The organism is Chryseobacterium suipulveris (assembly GCF_022811685.1).
In the GTDB taxonomy this organism is placed as follows: domain Bacteria; phylum Bacteroidota; class Bacteroidia; order Flavobacteriales; family Weeksellaceae; genus Kaistella; species Kaistella suipulveris.
Genome location: NZ_CP094532.1, coordinates 609,773 through 627,153, shown reverse-complemented (window position 1 = coordinate 627,153; position 17,381 = coordinate 609,773). Strand labels below are relative to the sequence as shown.

Sequence of the window (17,381 nt, the reverse complement as noted above, 5' to 3'; positions counted from 1 at the left end):
TTAAAGGGAAAATTATGTTTAACCGTAAACGATAAAGTGTGAATACATTAAGTTACAAAACAATTTCGGCGAACAAAGCTACCGCTAATAAAGAATGGGTTGTGGTAGACGCTGAAGGTCAACCGTTGGGAAGACTTGCTTCCAACGTTGCCAAGATTTTGAGAGGAAAGCACAAGACGAATTTTACGCCTCACGCAGACTGCGGAGACAACGTGATCGTTTTGAATGCTGGGAAAGTGACCCTTTCCGGAAACAAGTGGGCTGATAAAACTTACGTTTGGCACACCGGATATCCTGGTGGACAAAAGTCTCAGACTGCTGAAGAGCTTCTGAAAAAAGATCCCCTGAAAGTTTTAGAGAAATCTGTAAAAGGAATGCTTCCTAAAACCAAACTGGGAACTACGCTGTTCAAAAACCTTTACCTGTATGAAGGATCTGAACACAAGCACGAAGCGCAGCAGCCAAAAGTAATTAATATTAACGAATTCAAATAATTAATATGTCAACAGTTCACAAAATCGGAAGAAGAAAAACTTCTGTTGCAAGAGTTTATGTAAAGCCAGGTTCTGGAAACATCACCATCAACAGAAAGGATTCGAAAGAATACTTCGGAACTGACGTGTTGGTTTACAAAATCAACCAGCCATTCCTTTTAACTGAAACTGTAGGTCAGTATGACGTTACAGTGAACGTTTTCGGCGGTGGAATCACAGGTCAGGCAGAAGCGATCAGAATGGGTCTTTCCAGAGCATTGTGCGAAATCAACGAAGAATTCAGAGGAATGCTTAAACCTCACGGATTGCTTACCAGAGACGCAAGAATGGTGGAAAGAAAGAAACCAGGACAGAAGAAAGCAAGAAAGAGATTCCAGTTCTCTAAACGTTAATCTTCTGGAGACAGGAGACGAAAAGACAAGAGTGTGGAGACTATTTATCTCGTGTCTCAAGTCTATTAATCTATTATCTAATCAAAAATGCCCCGTTTAGTTTAGCATCCAAACTCCTCTCCCATCTAAAGACGAGTTGATTGCAAAAAAGCGGAACGTAAACTAAAAACAAAAAAGAGACATGGCTAAAGCAAATGTTAAAGACCTTTTAGAGGCAGGTGTACACTTCGGTCACATGACCAGAAAGTGGAATCCAAATATGGCTCCATACATTTTTATGGAGAAAAACGGTATTCACATTATCGACTTACATAAAACAGCAGTAAAACTGGACGAAGCTTGTAACGCTTTGGAAAAAATCACTTCTGCAGGCAAAAAAGTTCTTTTCGTAGCTACCAAAAAGCAAGCTAAGGAAGTGGTTGCAAAACACGCAACTGAACTGAACATGCCTTATATCACTGAAAGATGGCCGGGAGGAATGTTGACCAACTTCGTTACCATCCGTAAAGCAGTGAAGAAAATGAACCACATCGACAAAATGAAGAAAGACGGAACTTTCGAAACTTTGTCTAAAAAAGAAAGATTGCAGGTTGACCGTCAAAGAGCGAACCTTGAGAAAAACTTGGGTTCAATCGCAGACATGGTGCGTCTTCCTTCTGCTCTTTTCGTGGTTGACATCATGAGCGAGCACATCGCGGTAACTGAAGCTAAAAAATTGGGAATCCCTGTATTCGCGATCGTTGATACGAACTCGGACCCAAGAAAAGTAGATTATGTGATCCCAGGAAACGACGATGCTTCCAAAGCGATCGACATGATTCTTTCAGTAGTTTCAGATTCTATCAAAGAAGGACTTTCTCAAAGAAAAGCTGAAAAAGAAAAATCAAAAGAAGAAGGCGAAAAAGTTTCAGCTGATGCTGATGCAGATTTCGATGCAGCGGAATAAGATAATTCTTAGCAATACAAAAAAGGGTTCAGGAATTTCTGAGCCCTTTTTCTTTATTGGGTTTGGATGGAAAAGCTGCGTTAGATTTTGCCAAGTTACGCTCTTCGTAACCTCTTCATAGGTGAAAATTCATAGAAGTTTCCTCAAAATAAAATAGCCGCCCCAAATACAGGGACGGCTATTGTTATGAGAAAGAGATTGGTTAAGAAGCAGGTTTCCAAAAAGACCACTTCGCACTATTATAAACCGCAAGTCGCTTTGCTCCGGCTTTATTTACAAAAACCATCATTCTCGGCGATGGATTCGGAATATTGTTTACGTCCGAAACAATTGGAAGCAACATTGCCTGTGTAGCAGATTCAAGAACCAATACTCCATCGGCAGATGAGCTCACCGCACCGATAATTGTTTTTGCAACCGGTAGTTCAGGCGCCTGTACAACAGTCGGTTGATCTACCAACGCTGTAGTAACATTCGCATTCTGACCACTGAGATCCACCCAGCTTCCATTGAAGTATTTTACCCTTGCTGCAAGCGGATTAGTAGAATCCAGAAGAATTGTCCCTTCTGACGGCGCAACAGGTAAAACACGAACATATGGAAGAATAATTCCCTTGTTATTCGTATTGGCAAACTCGGGCAAAACAGAAGTCTTGTCGGTTGCGGTACCAATATTGTCCCCAATAATCGTCTGTGAAAAGACTGAGGCACTGATCAAAAGAAATGCTGATATGATTAAATTTTTCATTTTTTTAGTATTTAAAATTATTGGGAAAAGTGCCCGAACTTATCAGGCACTTCATCCTTGTTTTATTATTGACAAGCAGGGGTATTGAAACAGCTCCAAACACCATCTGCAAATAATTTCAAACATTTTGCCGTTGTATCATACACCATCATTCCTTCAACAGGATTGGTAATATTTGGCAAATCTGCGGTAGCAATTCTGGTGATTACAAAACCTTTCACATTTGACTCTAATGCTGTATGTGCCGAGTTTCTAAGCATTGGCCAGTTTCCGTTATCCGCTCCGGCTCTTTTTAGCAGCGTAATACCGTGTTTCACCGGCAATCCTGCTGTTGAAGTGTTAGGATCGTTATGACAAGCACACTGTTCTACTACCACTGTAGCCGTTCCATTCAGATTTTGGGCACAACTTGTAGCCGGATTACTTGCAGAAATAGCATTCAACACTTGGCTTGTTGTTACCGCATTTACCGTTACAGTTGCTGATCCTGCAGAATCAAATGTTACCGTGGTATTGCTTCCACCATTCAAATTATAGGTAACCACCGCATTTGGCGTACCAGTAATTGTAAACACTGCATTTTCACCTGTACAGATTGGTGACGTTGCAACCACTGTAGCTGTCGGAAGTGCATTTACTGTAACTGTAGAGCTACCTGAGATGGTTTGTGAACAACCATTTGCAATAGCTGAAACCAAACTCAGTGTCTGATTTGAAGTTGCTCAACTTACAGTTCCTGTTCCGGTTCCTGTGGAACTTAAAGTAACTACGGTATTTAATCCACCGTTTATATTGTAAGTAACCACCGCGTTTGGTGTTCCTGTGATGTTGAACACAGCATTCTGGCCTGAACATATTGGCGAAGTCGAGCTTACCGTCGCCGTCGGCAATGGATTCACAGTCACCGTTGAACTTCCGCTCAACGTTGCAGAACATTTTGTAGTCGGATTATTCACAGAAACCAAGGTCAATGTCTGGTTGGCTGTTGCTCCGTTTACGGTAACTGTTGCCGTTCCGGTTGAGCTCAAAGTCACGTTGGTATTTGCTCCACCATTAAGCGTGTAGGTAACCACCGCATTTGGTGTTCCCGTGATGGTGAATACCGCGTTCTGACCTGAACAGATTGGCGAAGTCGAGCTTACCGTCGCGGTTGGCACCGACAACTGTGCAGCGACCCTGAATGAAGTAGAAGTTGCGGTACAGTTGCCGTCAGTTGCTGTTACGGTGTAGGAAGTTCCAGCAGTAAGACCAGAAATCACACCACCTGCTCCAACGGATGGTCCACTTGGCGAAAAAGTATAGGTTAAAGCACTGTTGTAATTAGATATTGTTGCGGTTCCTGCAGAAGTACAGGTCGCACCAGTAGTAGTAACTGTTGGAGTTGCAGGTGTAGTACATGGCGGCAAAAGCGCAATTGCATAACCATTATTTTCATTACTAGAATTATATGTTCCATATTTCTGCCCGGTGTAAGTTAATACAACATTTGTATATGCTGGCAGTACTGCAACACCATTATAAACTACATAACCATTTCCTGGGGTAGAACCAGTACTGGTGGTCGCAGAACTAAATATAACTGATGAATTTGTAACAGTAGGAGCCGGAGAATCAACCCAATTGCTACTACTTGTACTGGTAAATGTATAACCTGACATGGTGTGAGATTCGTTCCAACAACAACCTCCACCAGTATCAAGATCATCTACACCAAACTTGCTTATTATAACTGGCTGATCAAAATAAACAGTAACAGAGGGATATCTAACAGAATTATGATTACTGATAAAAAATTATTTGTAGCAGGCACACCCAAATTGGACTGATAGTTTCCTAAAGAGCCAAGAATAGTATTCCAGTTATTTCCGCTTATCAAGATACTGTTATCTTGAGTAGTTGAAGGATAGGAGCCACCTGAAGTTGTATTAGAGGTTACAGTTATAGTGGCATTAACCGTAACTCCCCCAACAACAGCAGTTCCTTTGATTATATTGGATTTTGTCGCCTGATTATTCCAAGTAATCCATGTTTGCGCATTTGCACTAAGAGAAAGCAAGAATAAAAAAGCGAACACAATATATTTTGTTCCTAAATTTTTCATTTGTGTCGGATTAAAAAATTAAAAAATAGGAGGCGCTACAAAAAATAAAAGAGTATTTTTTCATCGTCGAAAAATTAAATTATTAAATGATAGGTCATTAGTTTTTAAGCAAATTCTTGCTGCGACGGAGGAGGACGCACAGAAAAAAGCAAGGGTGCATTCGATAATTTAGTAAATTTTCTGTAGAATGTTGTGTGATGGCTTCCTGAAAAAATGAAGTGTGAATTTTCGGTATAATGAAACCCTAAAGCTTTTTGATCTTTGTAATTATTTGTAGATGAAGCACTGCTTTTCGCAAAACTTCCTAACAGGAAAAATTGGTTCTGCGTTTTCTGAGTTTGATAGAAAACTTCAGATTTTATCGTGTTTTTTTGAATCTCCCGGATTTTTTCCCTGGAAGCTTTTGCAATCTTTGTCTTTTCCTGCGAAATCGCTTTTTCCTCGGCATTTTTAGCAATAACCGGCTTTTTAACCTCCTCAGTTTTGAAAACTTTTACAGGAACTCAACCACCTCGGCATTAGCAAGAAGAGCTGAATCTTGTTCCGCGATTACACTTTCGCCTCCCTGAACATAAATCTGGGAATGGAGCAAACTGGAAAAAAAAATGAATAACCAACAGAAGATTACTGCAGGATTCGCCGGAAATAAAACACCCTTCAAAGAATAGTGTTTTCTCATTTTTTTTCATTTTGTGTTCTGCAAATTTAGCTAAATATCTGAAACAGCGCAAAGATTTTAACAAAAAACGGCAGGTATTACCTGCCGCTCATTTTCTACTTTTTTGATAAAACTACGGTTTCCAAAAAGTCCAGACTTTTCCGTTAAAAACAGCGAGTTGATTTTTTACGGTGTCATAAGCCATCATACCAGGAGCAGGATTGATTATGGTAAGATGTGGGGAAGCTACTTTTGGCAAAACCATCGCTTTATTAGTATCTTCAAGGACTAAAATTCCTGGAGTAGAAGTAGGAGTTCCTATGCTTACTTTGGCGGTGTCTAAATCATTTAAACTGTTTTGTAGCGTAAGACCATCTACATTATTTATAGGGTCTATGGTAGTACCAGTAGCATCTACAGATAAATCTCTCCATCCAGAAGCATACTTTACATAAACTTTTCTGTCTGCAGTATTGTAGACTAATGTTCCGTTTACCGCTCCTGTTACTGCAGCTGTAGAAGTAACCCAAGGAAGAATAATTCCTCTGGTGTTATCTGCATTATCATAAAATTCTAATGATACTGCAGGTGAAGAAACGGTAGCTTTTCCTATGGCTACTTGAGCTGAAAGAGCAGTAGCAAAAAATAAGGTTAATGTTAAAAATATATTTTTCATGTTATCTCAAATTTAAATAATTAATCAGGGCAAGTTTGAGTGTTGAAACATCTCCAACCCGTAGATGTACCATCAATGTTGATTTGGAGACAGTCTTGGGTAATGTTATATACCATCATTCCTTCTCTAAGATCAGCACTAGGAATAGCAGTGATTTGAGCATCTGTAAGTCTATTGACTACAAAACCTTTGGTTTTGGCTTCAAGTGCTGTCCAAGCTCCTTTTCTTACCATAGGCCAATTGCTGTTGTCTGCACCAGCTCTACCAAGAGCTGTAATGCCGTGGTTGGTGTCTAAAATTGTGCCAGAAGTTTGTGCTGGTTTGTAGCAATAACATCCATTTACAGATGCATTAGCAGAACTTCCTGCTGTTTGTCCTTGAGCTTGTCCGTCCACATTAAATGTACTACCTGTATTAGTAATAACAGGAACACCATTTGCATCTACTGTAGCAATTGCGGGTGAATTTAAAGTACCAGAGATATTTGAACCAATTGCATTGCTCCCATTTAGCATTGTTTGAGTAATATTATCACCACCTTCTATTGCATCAGGACATCCGTCACCATCAGAATCTGTATCTAAATAGTTTGGCGTGCCATCATTATCTGTGTCACAATTTAACCTTACTGCAAAACCTACACCTTGTTGAGAACCAAGAGAGGTTGTAATATCAACTTTTACAGATGGTGAGTAGCCCTTTACAAATAATAATGCATTAACATTACTAGTTTCTGTTTCATTGAGTGTTACAGTGTTAGTACCTATACCAGTGATATTAACGACTCCATCTGTTGTTGCTCCAATAGTTCCGGTACCGGTTTTTTCCAGAAGTTCAATAGTTCCAGCAGTATTATTGGTAAATTTTATTTGCTCTGTTTGAATGGCAGATTTATTAGTTGTTTCAGCGTCAAAGAATACAAAATCAACAGGATAAGCAACACCATCCTTACTAGCTGTAACAGATATGTTAAATGAATTCACTCCGGTAAAACCTGTAGATGGAATATATAGCGCTTCTTTAAATGTTGTAGAATTAACATTATAATATCTTCCTACCATTTGTGAAGGCCCACTCCAAGTTAAAATATCATTACCAACCATAGCATTAGGAGTACCAGTTCCTACAGAAGTATAATTAGATATTGTAGCCGTATAAGTAACACCATTATAAACCACAGATTTAGTTGCAGTAGGAGAAGCATTACTTAAAGTTACCCCATTCCAATCGAAAAACAAAAGTTGGTTGGAATAAGCAGGTGTTGTAGCTGGACCATTGCTTACTGGGAAAGTTCCGTTTGGAGCAATCGTTTGATCGCAGTACATTTCTACCGCATCTAAAATACCATCGTTATCAGAATCTAAATCTTGATAATCAGGAATAGTATCTTTATCAGTATCTTTTTCTACCACAACATTTACACTACAAGCAGTGGTGCTTCCATTAATATTATAGGTAAGGGTTTTGTTTCCACTTGAACCTGTACCATTGTAGGTTACCGGAATGTCAACAAAAGTAGTAGTTGAAGTAATTGTAACATCTGTAAAACTGGTTGCAAAATCAGGTCCCGAAACATTAATTCTATATGTTCCAGGTCCGTAAACTGTAGAAATTGGCACTCTTAGAGTTTTAGTAGAACTCACGCCAGCAACAAATGGAGTTGTCTCTTGTATATTGGCACCTCCACAATTGAAAATGAAAGGTATATAATATGGAACAGAAGCCAAATCTTGGTTAGAAGCATTTAAACCAGCTAAACCTGTATAAGTTCTTAAATACGTTGATGCTCCTGTAGAAATATTAATACTGTAAAAATTTAATTGAGTATTATTATTTACAGAAACTGCATACACCAAACCATTTAGATATGCTAATCCTCTTACATTACCAACTGTTGTGTTATTACTTGTCGTAGCCGAAGCATTATAAGCACCTACTGGTCCGCCGATTGTACTTACTCTAGTAGCAGTTAGGGTCGCAGGATCAATTCTATACAGATATCTTGTAAAGGTTGTTCCATTGGTTGTATTCTGAAGAATTACATAAATGAAATTCTGATAATCAAAAAAAGTATCTGTTGCCCAAATCGTTGAAGTATTCCCCCCAGTTCCGTTCCAAGCAGCATCACCCGTAACAGTTCCAAGATTAGCAGAGGTAGGATAAATCTGATATAAATTCTTGGTAGAGTTACTAAAACCATAAGTTACACCTGACGGGTTACCATCTGTTTTCGGAACGTTATTAGTACTAATACCACCGATAAGAGCTGTACCAGCCGGTGTAGTCTGACCCGTAGAAACAGTGTTTTTATAAATTGTACTTCCCACAGCAGTATTTGAATGAATAAAGACAAGCCCTGTAGGATTCGATCCAGGAGTATCATAACCCACAGCTAAATTACTAATTCTTTCTCGAGTACCACCAGAATAGTTTGGTGTAGCTAATGGAGCAGGCAGTGCCGCTGGCACACCAGTAATATCATAAACCCTACCTGTTGCCGATAGGGAAAGATAAAGTTTATCCACTGCCTGTGAAAATAGCAATTGATTTGCCACAAGCAGAATCACTACTGTAAAAAGTAGATTTAATTTTTTCATAAAAATTTATTATTGTTAAAAAACTAAACTCTTTTGAAATAAATTAATTTCTCAAGAATTTTATTGTAAAAAGCTCAATGATTAAACTAAATCTGGTGGTGGTCGCACAGTATAAGTAGATATACTAGCTTGTACTATTGAACTATTATCATTAGAAAAATGAGTTGTAGAATAAAGAAAATATAGAGAAGTATTTGCAAGCTGATTATTAGAACCTACTACATATTTAGAATACTGGTAATCATTACTAGGAGGAAAAAATGAACCTCTTAATGATCCCATTCCCGTAAGAAAATGACTATCTCTATAACCATCAGAAAAATGACAATCAATTTTCTTTTGAGGAACATTTACTTTCTTACTTTCTTTTAATTTTTTTGCAGCCAATAAGTCAACTTCTTTTTTAATCTTAGGCTGTTGTTTTTTAGTTGGCTTATCGAAATTTTTAGCAACAATCTTTAATTCGTTATCACTAATTTTAACAATTTTAGAATATTGCTGTATAGCTTCACTTTTTGAAATCTGCTCATTAAAAGAAGCATCCTTGGAATAGATAACAGCATCTCCAGACATAATAATTAATCCAGAAGAAGCCTGCTGTTGTATTGGAACTTCCTGAGCAGAAAGAGAATTTAAAAATAGAAACAAAAGTATAAGTGAAAATTGCCAGAATTTAGAAGCTAAATTGGCATAATCTTTTACATTCGCACCGGAACACAATAAACTTTTTTTCACTTTGCAAAATTAGTAAAAATAATTACTTATTTAAGAAATATATTTAAACTTAACATAAACATAAAAAAAAGCGGTAAGTCTAGGACATACCGCTTGAAATTTTATGATTGAGTAATAATTACTTCAATTCTACTTCAGCACCAGCTTCTTCAAGTTGTTTTTTAAGGGCTTCTGCTTCGTCTTTTGGCACACCTTGCTTAATTGGAGCAGGAGCACCGTCTACCATATCTTTAGCTTCTTTAAGACCAGCACCTGTTAAATCTTTTACCAATTTAACTACTGCCAATTTGGAAGCACCAGCTGATTTAAGGATTACGTCGAATTCTGTTTTTTCTTCAGCAGCTTCTCCGCCACCTGCACCACCAGAAACTACTACTGCAGCAGCAGCTGGCTCAATTCCGTACTCATCCTTAAGGATAGCAGCTAATTCATTTACGTCTTTTACTGTTAGGTTTACTAGCGTTTCAGCTAAATTTTTTAAATCTGACATTTTAATAATGTTTTTAATTGTTGATTATGATATTTTTTTGAGTGTAATTATTCAGCAGCAGGAGCTTCTCCTTCTGCGGCTGCTTCAGGAGCTTCTGGAGCTTCAGCAGCAGGTGTTTCTTCAGCTTGTGCTTCAGCAACCGGAGCCTCTTCTGCAGGTACAGCTTCAGCAACCGGAGCTGCTTCTTCTGCTTTTGCCTCAACAGTTTCAGGCTTGTTTTGCAACGCACCGATAACTCTCTGAATTGGAGACTGAAGCAATCCGATGATTTCTCCGATCATTTCCTCTCTCGACTTGATGTTAGCAAGTGTTTCAAGGTTGTTGTCACCAACATAGAAAGTTTCCTGTAGGTAAGCTGATTTCAGAGCCGGTTTCTCATCTTTCTTTCTGAAATCTTTGATTAGTTTTGCAGGAGCGTTTGCTGTTTCAGAAATCATCAAGGCAGAGTTTCCTTTGAATGTACCATACATTTCAGAGAAATCTACGTCTTCGATCTGCTCCATTGCTTTTTGAAGCAAAGTGTTTTTTACCACTTTTACTTTGATATTCTGTTTGAAGGCAGCTCTTCTGAAATCGGATGACTTCTGAGCGTTAAGACCTTCAAGATCTGCTACATAAACTACTTTTGCATCCTGAAGCAAATCTTTAATCTCTTGTATTGCTACAACTTTATTTTCTTTAGTCATTGTCCTTAGGATTTATAATTAGTTTACAGATTTCGTATCGATTGCGATTCCAGGGCTCATTGTGGAAGACAGATAGATGGACTTCACATAAGTTCCTTTAGCGGCAGTCGGTTTCAACTTGATCAAAGTCTGGATCAGTTCCTGAGCGTTTTCTTTGATTTTCGCCGGCTCGAAGGATACTTTCCCGATTCCTGCGTGGATGATACCGTATTTATCTACTTTAAAATCGATTTTACCTGATTTTACTTCAGAAACTGCTTTTCCTACTTCCATAGTTACAGTACCTGATTTCGGGTTAGGCATCAAACCTCTCGGTCCCAATACTCTACCCAATGGTCCTAATTTACCCATTACTGCAGGCATTGTTACGATTACGTCAACATCAGTCCAACCTCCTTTGATTTTATCAAGATATTCATCAAGACCTACATAATCAGCTCCAGCTTCTTTAGCTTCAGCTTCTTTGTCTGGAGTAACGAGTGCAAGAACTTTCACATCCTTACCGGTACCGTGCGGAAGGGAAACAACTCCTCTTACCATCTGGTTTGCTTTTCTCGGATCAACTCCCAATCTAACCGCCAAATCTACAGAAGCGTCAAACTTCGCGTAGTTCAGTTCTTTTACCAGTGAAGAAGCTTCGTCTAAGTTATAGACTTTGTTCTTATCCAGTTTGCTTGCAACTTCTTTTTGCTTTTTCGTTAATTTTGCCATTTCAATAAGTATTAAGCGTTAGTTGGTTTAGTTCCTGTTACTCTCAATCCCATAGATCTTGCCGTACCTGCAACCATCGTCATTGCTGAGTCGATTGTGAAGCAGTTAAGGTCTGTCATTTTATCTTCTGCGATTTTTTTAACCTGATCCCAAGATACAGAACCTACTTTGGATCTGTTTGGCTCACCTGAACCTTTCTTCTGCTTAGAAGCGTCCAAAAGTTGGATTGCCGCAGGTGGGGTTTTAATTACGAATTCAAAAGATTTGTCTTCGTACACGGTAATTACTACCGGCAAAACCTGTCCTGGCTTGTCTTGAGTTCTTCCGTTAAATTGCTTACAAAACTCCATGATGTTTACACCTGCAGAACCCAAAGCTGGACCTACTGGCGGAGAAGGGTTTGCTGCCCCTCCCTTTACCTGGAGTTTTACCATTTTAAAGACTTTTTTAGCCATTTTTTTGTTTTAAAAATTGAATAATTAATGAGTTTGGAAGCATTTATTATTCTACCGCAATGTTTATCTCACCTCACATTACGATATTTGAGGTTGCAAAAGTAGGAATAATTTTCGGAACAGCAAACAAGTAATTGATTAAAAATCAAAAGATTTGTTTTTTTATTTCTATGAATTCCCGAATCAATGAAATCTGAAATTCGCTTCGGGAAGCGTGTTATGTTTCAGGAATTCCTCGTATTCGGGCGAGAGGATTTTTCGTTCGTAAGAAGGTTTCCCGCTTTGGGAGCCGAGACGGATTTTGTTTTTCCATATTTTTTGTTGAGGAAGTCCATCGCCTTCATTACAGGGATGTGTTTCTGTTCCACATCTTTTTCGAAAAGACTGATCAATCTTTCATTATCGGGCGCAAAATCTGAAACCACGACACCCGCTTTCTTATAACTAAAGCCGTCTTTATAAATCGCCTCAAACAACAAATCCGCCGCCTTTGAAATCGTCACCGACGAGCTGCTAGGATTCGGAAAAGTATAGGAAAGCGCGCCATAATACGTTCCCAACTCTTTGCGAAAACGGTTGGTGTAAATAAAAACCGTGATCTTTTTGGCGCAGGTATTTTGTCGGCGAAGTTTCTCGGCGCAGGAAAACGCAAAAGTTTTCATCCTTTCCCGAAGCTTCTCTTTATCCGTAATCATTTCCATAAAACTTCTCGTGGTCGCGATCGACTGTTTTGCGGAAGGCGCCTCTTCTAGAACCAGTTGCGGAATCCCCTGAAGTTCGCGCACCATCCTCGTTCCATGAATTCCCATGATTTGGTGCACCCACATTTCAGGTTTCCGGAGCAGGTCGTCCCCAAGTTTCTTGGCCTCATTGCTTCTCGACACAAAACATCCGTCGTTATTCGACAATACGACAACAGGTTGCCCCTCAAGACTTCGGTCTAAAGTCCTCTCACAGCTCACAAAGAAATTATTGCAAATCGATAAGGGCAAACATCCGTAGAAGGTTTCTTACAAAGTTATCAGGATTAATTAAAAACTGCCCTTAATTGTGGATAAAAAAAAGTCGCCCATTTTCAGGACGACTTGAAGTTGTTGACGGCAATTTCCAAACGGATTACCAGTTATTTCTTTCCTTTTGAAATCTTAAACAGAAAATACGCTGCAGTTCCCAGTGTTGCAGCCAACGCGAGTCTTTTGGTTTTACGTGAAGGCACCGGCAAAATAGTTTCGCCATAGATTCTGTGTGGAACAGAAGAAGGTACCATGACATTTCCGTTGGTTTCCGGACCGTCAACTGTTTTCATCAATAGTCTCATTCCTGCGGATGCTGTGTTGATGATCGTTTTTGGGAAAAGGCCATAAATATTTTTTAGAAGAAAAGAAGCGGCATCCGGAAAAGTGTGTGTTTTTGGGTTTTTCGCAAGTTTCACCATTTCCGCCGCAGTATCTCGCGGATCTGCAGCGAATGGAGGAATCTTAAAATCCAGGCCTGAATATTTTGCAGAATGGCTGTTTCCCGTCGAACGCTGAATTTGAGGATAAAGATTACAGATATGCACATTTGGGAAATCCGAAATCTCGCCATGAAGACACTCCATCATTCCGCGAATTCCGAATTTCGTGGCAGAATATGCTGCACTGTAAGGAGCGGGCATAAACCCGCCGATGGAAACATTGTTGATGAGGATTCCGTCATTTTGATTTTTGAAAATGGGCAGCGCAGCGTATGCGCCGTGCATATATCCAAAAAGATTGGTTTTGATGACCTGTTCGGCAACGGTGATGGGAATATCCTCAAATTTTCCACTTGCCATTACTCCCGCGTTGTTGATCCAAATATCAATGCGTCCGTTGAACTGCATTGCCTGTTCCGCCAAATTCTGAACATCTTCATAAACCGATACGTCAGTGGGAACACCGAGTGCAACCGCTCCCAAACTTCGACATAAAGCAACTGTATCTTCCAAAGCGTCCTTTCCTCTCGATCCGACTACAACATTGCACCCCTCCAAAGCGAAAGCTTCAGCAGCAGCTCTTCCTACTCCACTCGAACCTCCCGTTATGACTACCGTTTTTCCTTTTAGTGACTGAATATTTTCCATAATGATTATTTTGTAATTGCTACTGAATAAATAAGATGCACCAATTTTTATTCCGTTTATGATTCATGCTTTTATCTCTAAAATTTCAAAGACACTCCGCAAACAGCAAAAAAACGAAAAACAATCCACGCGCTCAATAAAGATTAATCCATAAAAAAAGACTGCTCTTCGAACAGTCTTCAATAAATATTTCTTTAAGCATTACACTTTTTCTACCTGCATATAGCTCAACTCCATCGGAGTTTTTCTACCGAAGATCATTACAGAAACCTCGATCTTCTTCTTGTCTTCGTGGAGTTTTTCAATCGTACCGTTGAAACCGTTGAATGGTCCGTCGATCACTTTTACATTTTCTCCAACCACGAACGGAATTGCCTGCTCCACTGCGAATTCGGAAAGTTCATCCATTCTTCCGAGCATTCTGTTGACTTCTGCTTTTCTCATCGGAACGGGATCACCGCCTTTGGTCAAGCTCAGGAACGAAATTACACCGGGAATGTTTTTGATGATGTGTGGGATTTCTCCGACAAGGTTTGCTTCAACCATCAGGTAACCGGGATAGTACGGTTTTTCTTTTGGCACCTTTTTCCCGTTTCTCATCTGGATGACTTTCTCCATAGGAATAACTACCTGTGTCACGAAACTTTCGAAACCAAGCCGCTTCATTTCATTCTCAATATAGGTTTTCACCTTATTTTCCTGCCCGCTGATGGATTTCAGAACATACCACTTCAAGTCACTCATTCGGAAAAATAATTTTAATTAAAGAGGTTGATAAAGAGCGCGAGGAAATTGGCTATTGCTTCACTAAAAGCAGAGTCCACTGCAAATGTAAACAAAGCCAAAATTACCGTTGCCACAGCTACTACAATCGTTGAGGATTGCAGATCCGGCCATTTCGGCCACTCCACCCTGTCTTTAAATTCGGTATAAGAACCTTTAATAAAATCAACTAAGCTCATTATCTTATTTTTGCACGGGCACTAGGATTCGAACCCAGATCAACGGTTTTGGAGACCGGTATCCTACCATTGGACGATGCCCGTAGATTAAAAAGTTCCGCAAGTTTCCCTACGGAACTTTATTTTATATGTAGACGATTAGTCTAGGATTTCAGTTACCTGACCTGCACCAACTGTTCTACCACCTTCTCTGATCGCAAATCTAAGACCTACGTTAAGAGCGATTGGCTGAAGCAATTCTACAGTAATAGTAAGGTTGTCACCTGGCATTACCATCTCTACTCCTTCTGGCAAGAAGATCTCACCTGTAACGTCAGTAGTTCTTACGTAGAACTGAGGACGGTATTTGTTGTGGAATGGAGTGTGACGACCACCTTCTTCTTTAGAAAGGATATAAACCTCAGCTTTGAATTTTTTGTGTGGCTTCACAGATCCTTGCTTAGCGATAACCATACCTCTCTTGATGTCGGTTTTTTCGATACCTCTCAACAATAGACCTACGTTGTCACCAGCTTCTCCTCTGTCAAGGATTTTACGGAACATCTCAACACCTGTTACAGTAGAGGTCAATTTCTCATCACCCATACCTACGATGTCCACAGGATCTCCGGAGTTGATAACACCCGCTTCGATTCTACCTGTAGCTACAGTACCTCTACCAGTAATAGAGAATACGTCTTCAATCGGCATCAAGAATGGCTTATCTTGCTCTCTTACCGGCTGCTCGATCCAAGTATCTACAGCATCCATCAGTTCTTCAACAGTTGCAACCCATTTTGGCTCACCGTTAAGTGCACCAAGAGCAGAACCTTGGATTACTGGAGAGTTATCTCCGTCGTATTCGTAAGAAGAAAGAAGGTCTCTCAATTCAAGCTCAACAAGCTCTAACAATTCAGGGTCATCTACCATGTCAACTTTGTTCATGAAAACAACGATTCTTGGTACGTTTACCTGACGGCAAAGAAGGATGTGTTCTCTGGTTTGCGGCATAGGTCCGTCTGTAGCAGCACACACAAGGATTGCTCCGTCCATTTGAGCAGCACCGGTAACCATGTTCTTAACATAGTCGGCGTGACCAGGACAGTCAACGTGAGCGTAGTGTCTGTTTTCAGTTTCGTATTCTACGTGTGAAGTGTTGATGGTGATCCCTCTTTCTTTTTCCTCAGGAGCTGAGTCAATTGTAGAGAAGTCTCTCATTTGTGCCAATCCTTTTTCAGCCAATACTTTAGAGATAGCAGCTGTCAAAGTAGTTTTACCATGGTCAACGTGACCGATGGTACCAATGTTCAAGTGCGGTTTGTTACGATTAAACGTTTCCTTTGCCATGATTTAAATTATTTATTTAATTAATTATTTAATTTTTCGGTGTGCAAATATAGTGAAATTTTGAAAATCAAAAACCATTTCCTAAAAAAAAGTTCCCAATCTTCAATTCCAGCGTTTTGCAACCAAAAAAATTCCTAAAAGCAGGACTGCAAATTTAGGGAATTTAATTTTAAGTCGGTTGACTCAGAGATGTTTTATGAAAACTTTATATGAAAGAAATCGTTTACTCTTTGATAACCTTTTCAATTTTATAGAGTCCTCCTTCACTCCATTTCAAAATATAAACCCCAGAATTTAATGCTGAAAAATCTACTTTATTACCCGTAGTGCATTATCAATCGAAAACTAAGCAACTAAATATCAAAATATTAACGCTTGACCACGAAATTGAAAATTCGACGTAGTCAATGCACGAATTAGGTAATATTTGAATATCATCAGTGAAACCATTTCACTTCAATAACTTGAATGCAGGTCATTCATTTAATCGAGAAAATTTGAAAAAAAATTCATCGTTTTTAATAATATTCGTGTATTCGTGGCAAATATATAATGCACTACGAGTTATCTTATTTTTGATGGCAATTATTCATTACTATAAATATGGACAAGCTCACTCCCGAACAGCGCCGAAAAAGTATGCAGCACAACAAATCCAAAGGAACGAAAATCGAGATCCTTTTGGGTAAAGCACTTTTTGCTAATGGCTTAAGGTTTAGGAAAAACAACAGGAAAGTTTACGGAACACCCGATTTCACCATCACCAAATACAGAATCGCGATTTTTGCCGATGGTGATTTCTGGCACGGAAAAGATTGGGAAACCCGCCGAAAAAAGATTGGCGTAAATGCCGCGTTCTGGTTCGAGAAAATCGAGAGAAACCTGGAAAGAGATTTCAAAGTCAATAAAAAGCTGCAGCGCGAAGGTTGGACCGTACTCCGTTTCTGGGAAAGCGACATTAAAAAGAAAGTGGATGAAATCGCCGAATTCGTGAAGGAAGTCGTAGAATTCAAAAAGCAGAAAATCGAGGAAGAAAAGCTTTTGAGGAAACAGCAAAGGAATACCCAAAAGCAAAACCTCATCCTGAATTACCTTTCGAGCAAGAATGAAGAATTCCCGCAAGAACTGAAGAAAAACGCCATCAAATACACCCGCCAACTCCTCCACCAAAAATATCCAGAAGAAGAAATCACCCTAAAAATTGCGGAAGAATTACTGCAATACGGTACAAGTACGGACAAATCGTGAAACCTAACGAAGTGGTTCGACGGAAACATTTGTCCACACAATCTTTACCACA

Annotated in this window: 20 protein-coding genes and 1 tRNA gene; 4 read left to right on the top strand and 17 right to left on the bottom strand. The window is 39.4% G+C overall.

Annotated elements, in window-relative coordinates; genetic code table 11:
• Nucleotides 1-38: 38 nt before the first annotated feature.
• The 3 genes from rplM (at nucleotide 39) to rpsB (ending at nucleotide 1,832) form a co-directional block, all read left to right on the top strand.
• Nucleotides 39-494, top strand: coding sequence for a 50S ribosomal protein L13 (gene rplM / locus MTP09_RS02980; RefSeq protein WP_243550427.1), 456 nt, complete (start codon nucleotides 39-41; stop codon nucleotides 492-494).
• 5 nt (nucleotides 495-499) lie between these two features.
• A complete protein-coding gene (gene rpsI, locus MTP09_RS02975) occupies nucleotides 500-886 on the top strand; it encodes a 30S ribosomal protein S9 (RefSeq protein ID WP_243550426.1) in 387 nt (128 codons plus the stop codon).
• Nucleotides 887-1,067: 181 nt separating this feature from the next.
• Nucleotides 1,068-1,832, top strand: a complete 765-nt coding sequence (gene rpsB, locus MTP09_RS02970) for a 30S ribosomal protein S2 (RefSeq protein ID WP_243550425.1) — start codon at nucleotides 1,068-1,070, stop codon at nucleotides 1,830-1,832.
• Between the two features lie 202 nt (nucleotides 1,833-2,034).
• Here the strand turns inward: rpsB and MTP09_RS02965 are convergent, their stop codons facing one another.
• From MTP09_RS02965 to tuf, 17 genes are all read right to left on the bottom strand, one after another.
• A complete protein-coding gene (locus MTP09_RS02965; protein WP_243550424.1) occupies nucleotides 2,035-2,580 on the bottom strand; it encodes a hypothetical protein in 546 nt (181 codons plus the stop codon).
• 65 nt (nucleotides 2,581-2,645) lie between these two features.
• A complete protein-coding gene (locus MTP09_RS02960) occupies nucleotides 2,646-3,278 on the bottom strand; it encodes a hypothetical protein (RefSeq protein WP_243550423.1) in 633 nt (210 codons plus the stop codon).
• A gap of 24 nt (nucleotides 3,279-3,302) precedes the next feature.
• The gene (locus tag MTP09_RS02955) at nucleotides 3,303-4,238 is read right to left on the bottom strand and encodes a hypothetical protein (RefSeq protein WP_243550422.1); all 936 of its coding nucleotides are present in this window, start codon (nucleotides 4,236-4,238) and stop codon (nucleotides 3,303-3,305) included.
• Between the two features lie 65 nt (nucleotides 4,239-4,303).
• Nucleotides 4,304-4,681 (bottom strand): hypothetical protein, encoded by a 378-nt coding sequence (locus MTP09_RS02950; RefSeq protein WP_243550421.1) that lies wholly within the window; start codon nucleotides 4,679-4,681, stop codon nucleotides 4,304-4,306.
• Nucleotides 4,682-5,472: 791 nt separating this feature from the next.
• Nucleotides 5,473-6,015, bottom strand: a complete 543-nt coding sequence (locus MTP09_RS02945; protein WP_243550420.1) for a hypothetical protein — start codon at nucleotides 6,013-6,015, stop codon at nucleotides 5,473-5,475.
• A 20-nt stretch (nucleotides 6,016-6,035) separates the two neighbouring features.
• Nucleotides 6,036-8,612 carry a hypothetical protein gene (locus tag MTP09_RS02940; protein WP_243550419.1) on the bottom strand — a complete coding sequence of 859 codons (2,577 nt, stop codon included), beginning with the start codon at nucleotides 8,610-8,612 and terminating at the stop codon, nucleotides 6,036-6,038.
• Between the two features lie 81 nt (nucleotides 8,613-8,693).
• Nucleotides 8,694-9,347: a hypothetical protein gene (locus MTP09_RS02935; RefSeq protein ID WP_243550418.1), complete on the bottom strand. Its 654-nt coding sequence runs from the start codon at nucleotides 9,345-9,347 to the stop codon at nucleotides 8,694-8,696.
• 118 nt (nucleotides 9,348-9,465) lie between these two features.
• A complete protein-coding gene (gene rplL / locus MTP09_RS02930; RefSeq protein ID WP_243550417.1) occupies nucleotides 9,466-9,837 on the bottom strand; it encodes a 50S ribosomal protein L7/L12 in 372 nt (123 codons plus the stop codon).
• Nucleotides 9,838-9,884: 47 nt separating this feature from the next.
• Entirely contained in the window at nucleotides 9,885-10,523 is a 639-nt protein-coding gene (rplJ, locus tag MTP09_RS02925) for a 50S ribosomal protein L10 (protein ID WP_243550416.1), read from the bottom strand.
• 18 nt (nucleotides 10,524-10,541) lie between these two features.
• Nucleotides 10,542-11,234, bottom strand: a complete 693-nt coding sequence (rplA, locus tag MTP09_RS02920; RefSeq protein ID WP_243550415.1) for a 50S ribosomal protein L1 — start codon at nucleotides 11,232-11,234, stop codon at nucleotides 10,542-10,544.
• Nucleotides 11,235-11,245: 11 nt separating this feature from the next.
• The gene (gene rplK, locus MTP09_RS02915; protein ID WP_243550414.1) at nucleotides 11,246-11,689 is read right to left on the bottom strand and encodes a 50S ribosomal protein L11; all 444 of its coding nucleotides are present in this window, start codon (nucleotides 11,687-11,689) and stop codon (nucleotides 11,246-11,248) included.
• Nucleotides 11,690-11,913: 224 nt separating this feature from the next.
• On the bottom strand, nucleotides 11,914-12,651 hold the full coding sequence (locus MTP09_RS02910; protein WP_243550413.1) for a DinB/UmuC family translesion DNA polymerase: 738 nt from the start codon (nucleotides 12,649-12,651) through the stop codon (nucleotides 11,914-11,916).
• 161 nt (nucleotides 12,652-12,812) lie between these two features.
• On the bottom strand, nucleotides 12,813-13,793 hold the full coding sequence (locus tag MTP09_RS02905; RefSeq protein ID WP_243550412.1) for an SDR family oxidoreductase: 981 nt from the start codon (nucleotides 13,791-13,793) through the stop codon (nucleotides 12,813-12,815).
• 201 nt (nucleotides 13,794-13,994) lie between these two features.
• Entirely contained in the window at nucleotides 13,995-14,537 is a 543-nt protein-coding gene (gene nusG / locus MTP09_RS02900; RefSeq protein ID WP_243550411.1) for a transcription termination/antitermination protein NusG, read from the bottom strand.
• 14 nt (nucleotides 14,538-14,551) lie between these two features.
• Entirely contained in the window at nucleotides 14,552-14,755 is a 204-nt protein-coding gene (secE, locus tag MTP09_RS02895) for a preprotein translocase subunit SecE (RefSeq protein ID WP_243550410.1), read from the bottom strand.
• Nucleotides 14,756-14,768: 13 nt separating this feature from the next.
• A tRNA-Trp gene (locus MTP09_RS02890) sits at nucleotides 14,769-14,839 on the bottom strand.
• A gap of 54 nt (nucleotides 14,840-14,893) precedes the next feature.
• Nucleotides 14,894-16,081, bottom strand: a complete 1,188-nt coding sequence (gene tuf / locus MTP09_RS02885; RefSeq protein WP_243550409.1) for an elongation factor Tu — start codon at nucleotides 16,079-16,081, stop codon at nucleotides 14,894-14,896.
• Nucleotides 16,082-16,684: 603 nt separating this feature from the next.
• Between tuf and MTP09_RS02880 the strand changes: the two genes are divergently transcribed.
• The gene (locus MTP09_RS02880; protein WP_243550408.1) at nucleotides 16,685-17,329 is read left to right on the top strand and encodes a very short patch repair endonuclease; all 645 of its coding nucleotides are present in this window, start codon (nucleotides 16,685-16,687) and stop codon (nucleotides 17,327-17,329) included.
• Nucleotides 17,330-17,381: the final 52 nt, after the last annotated feature.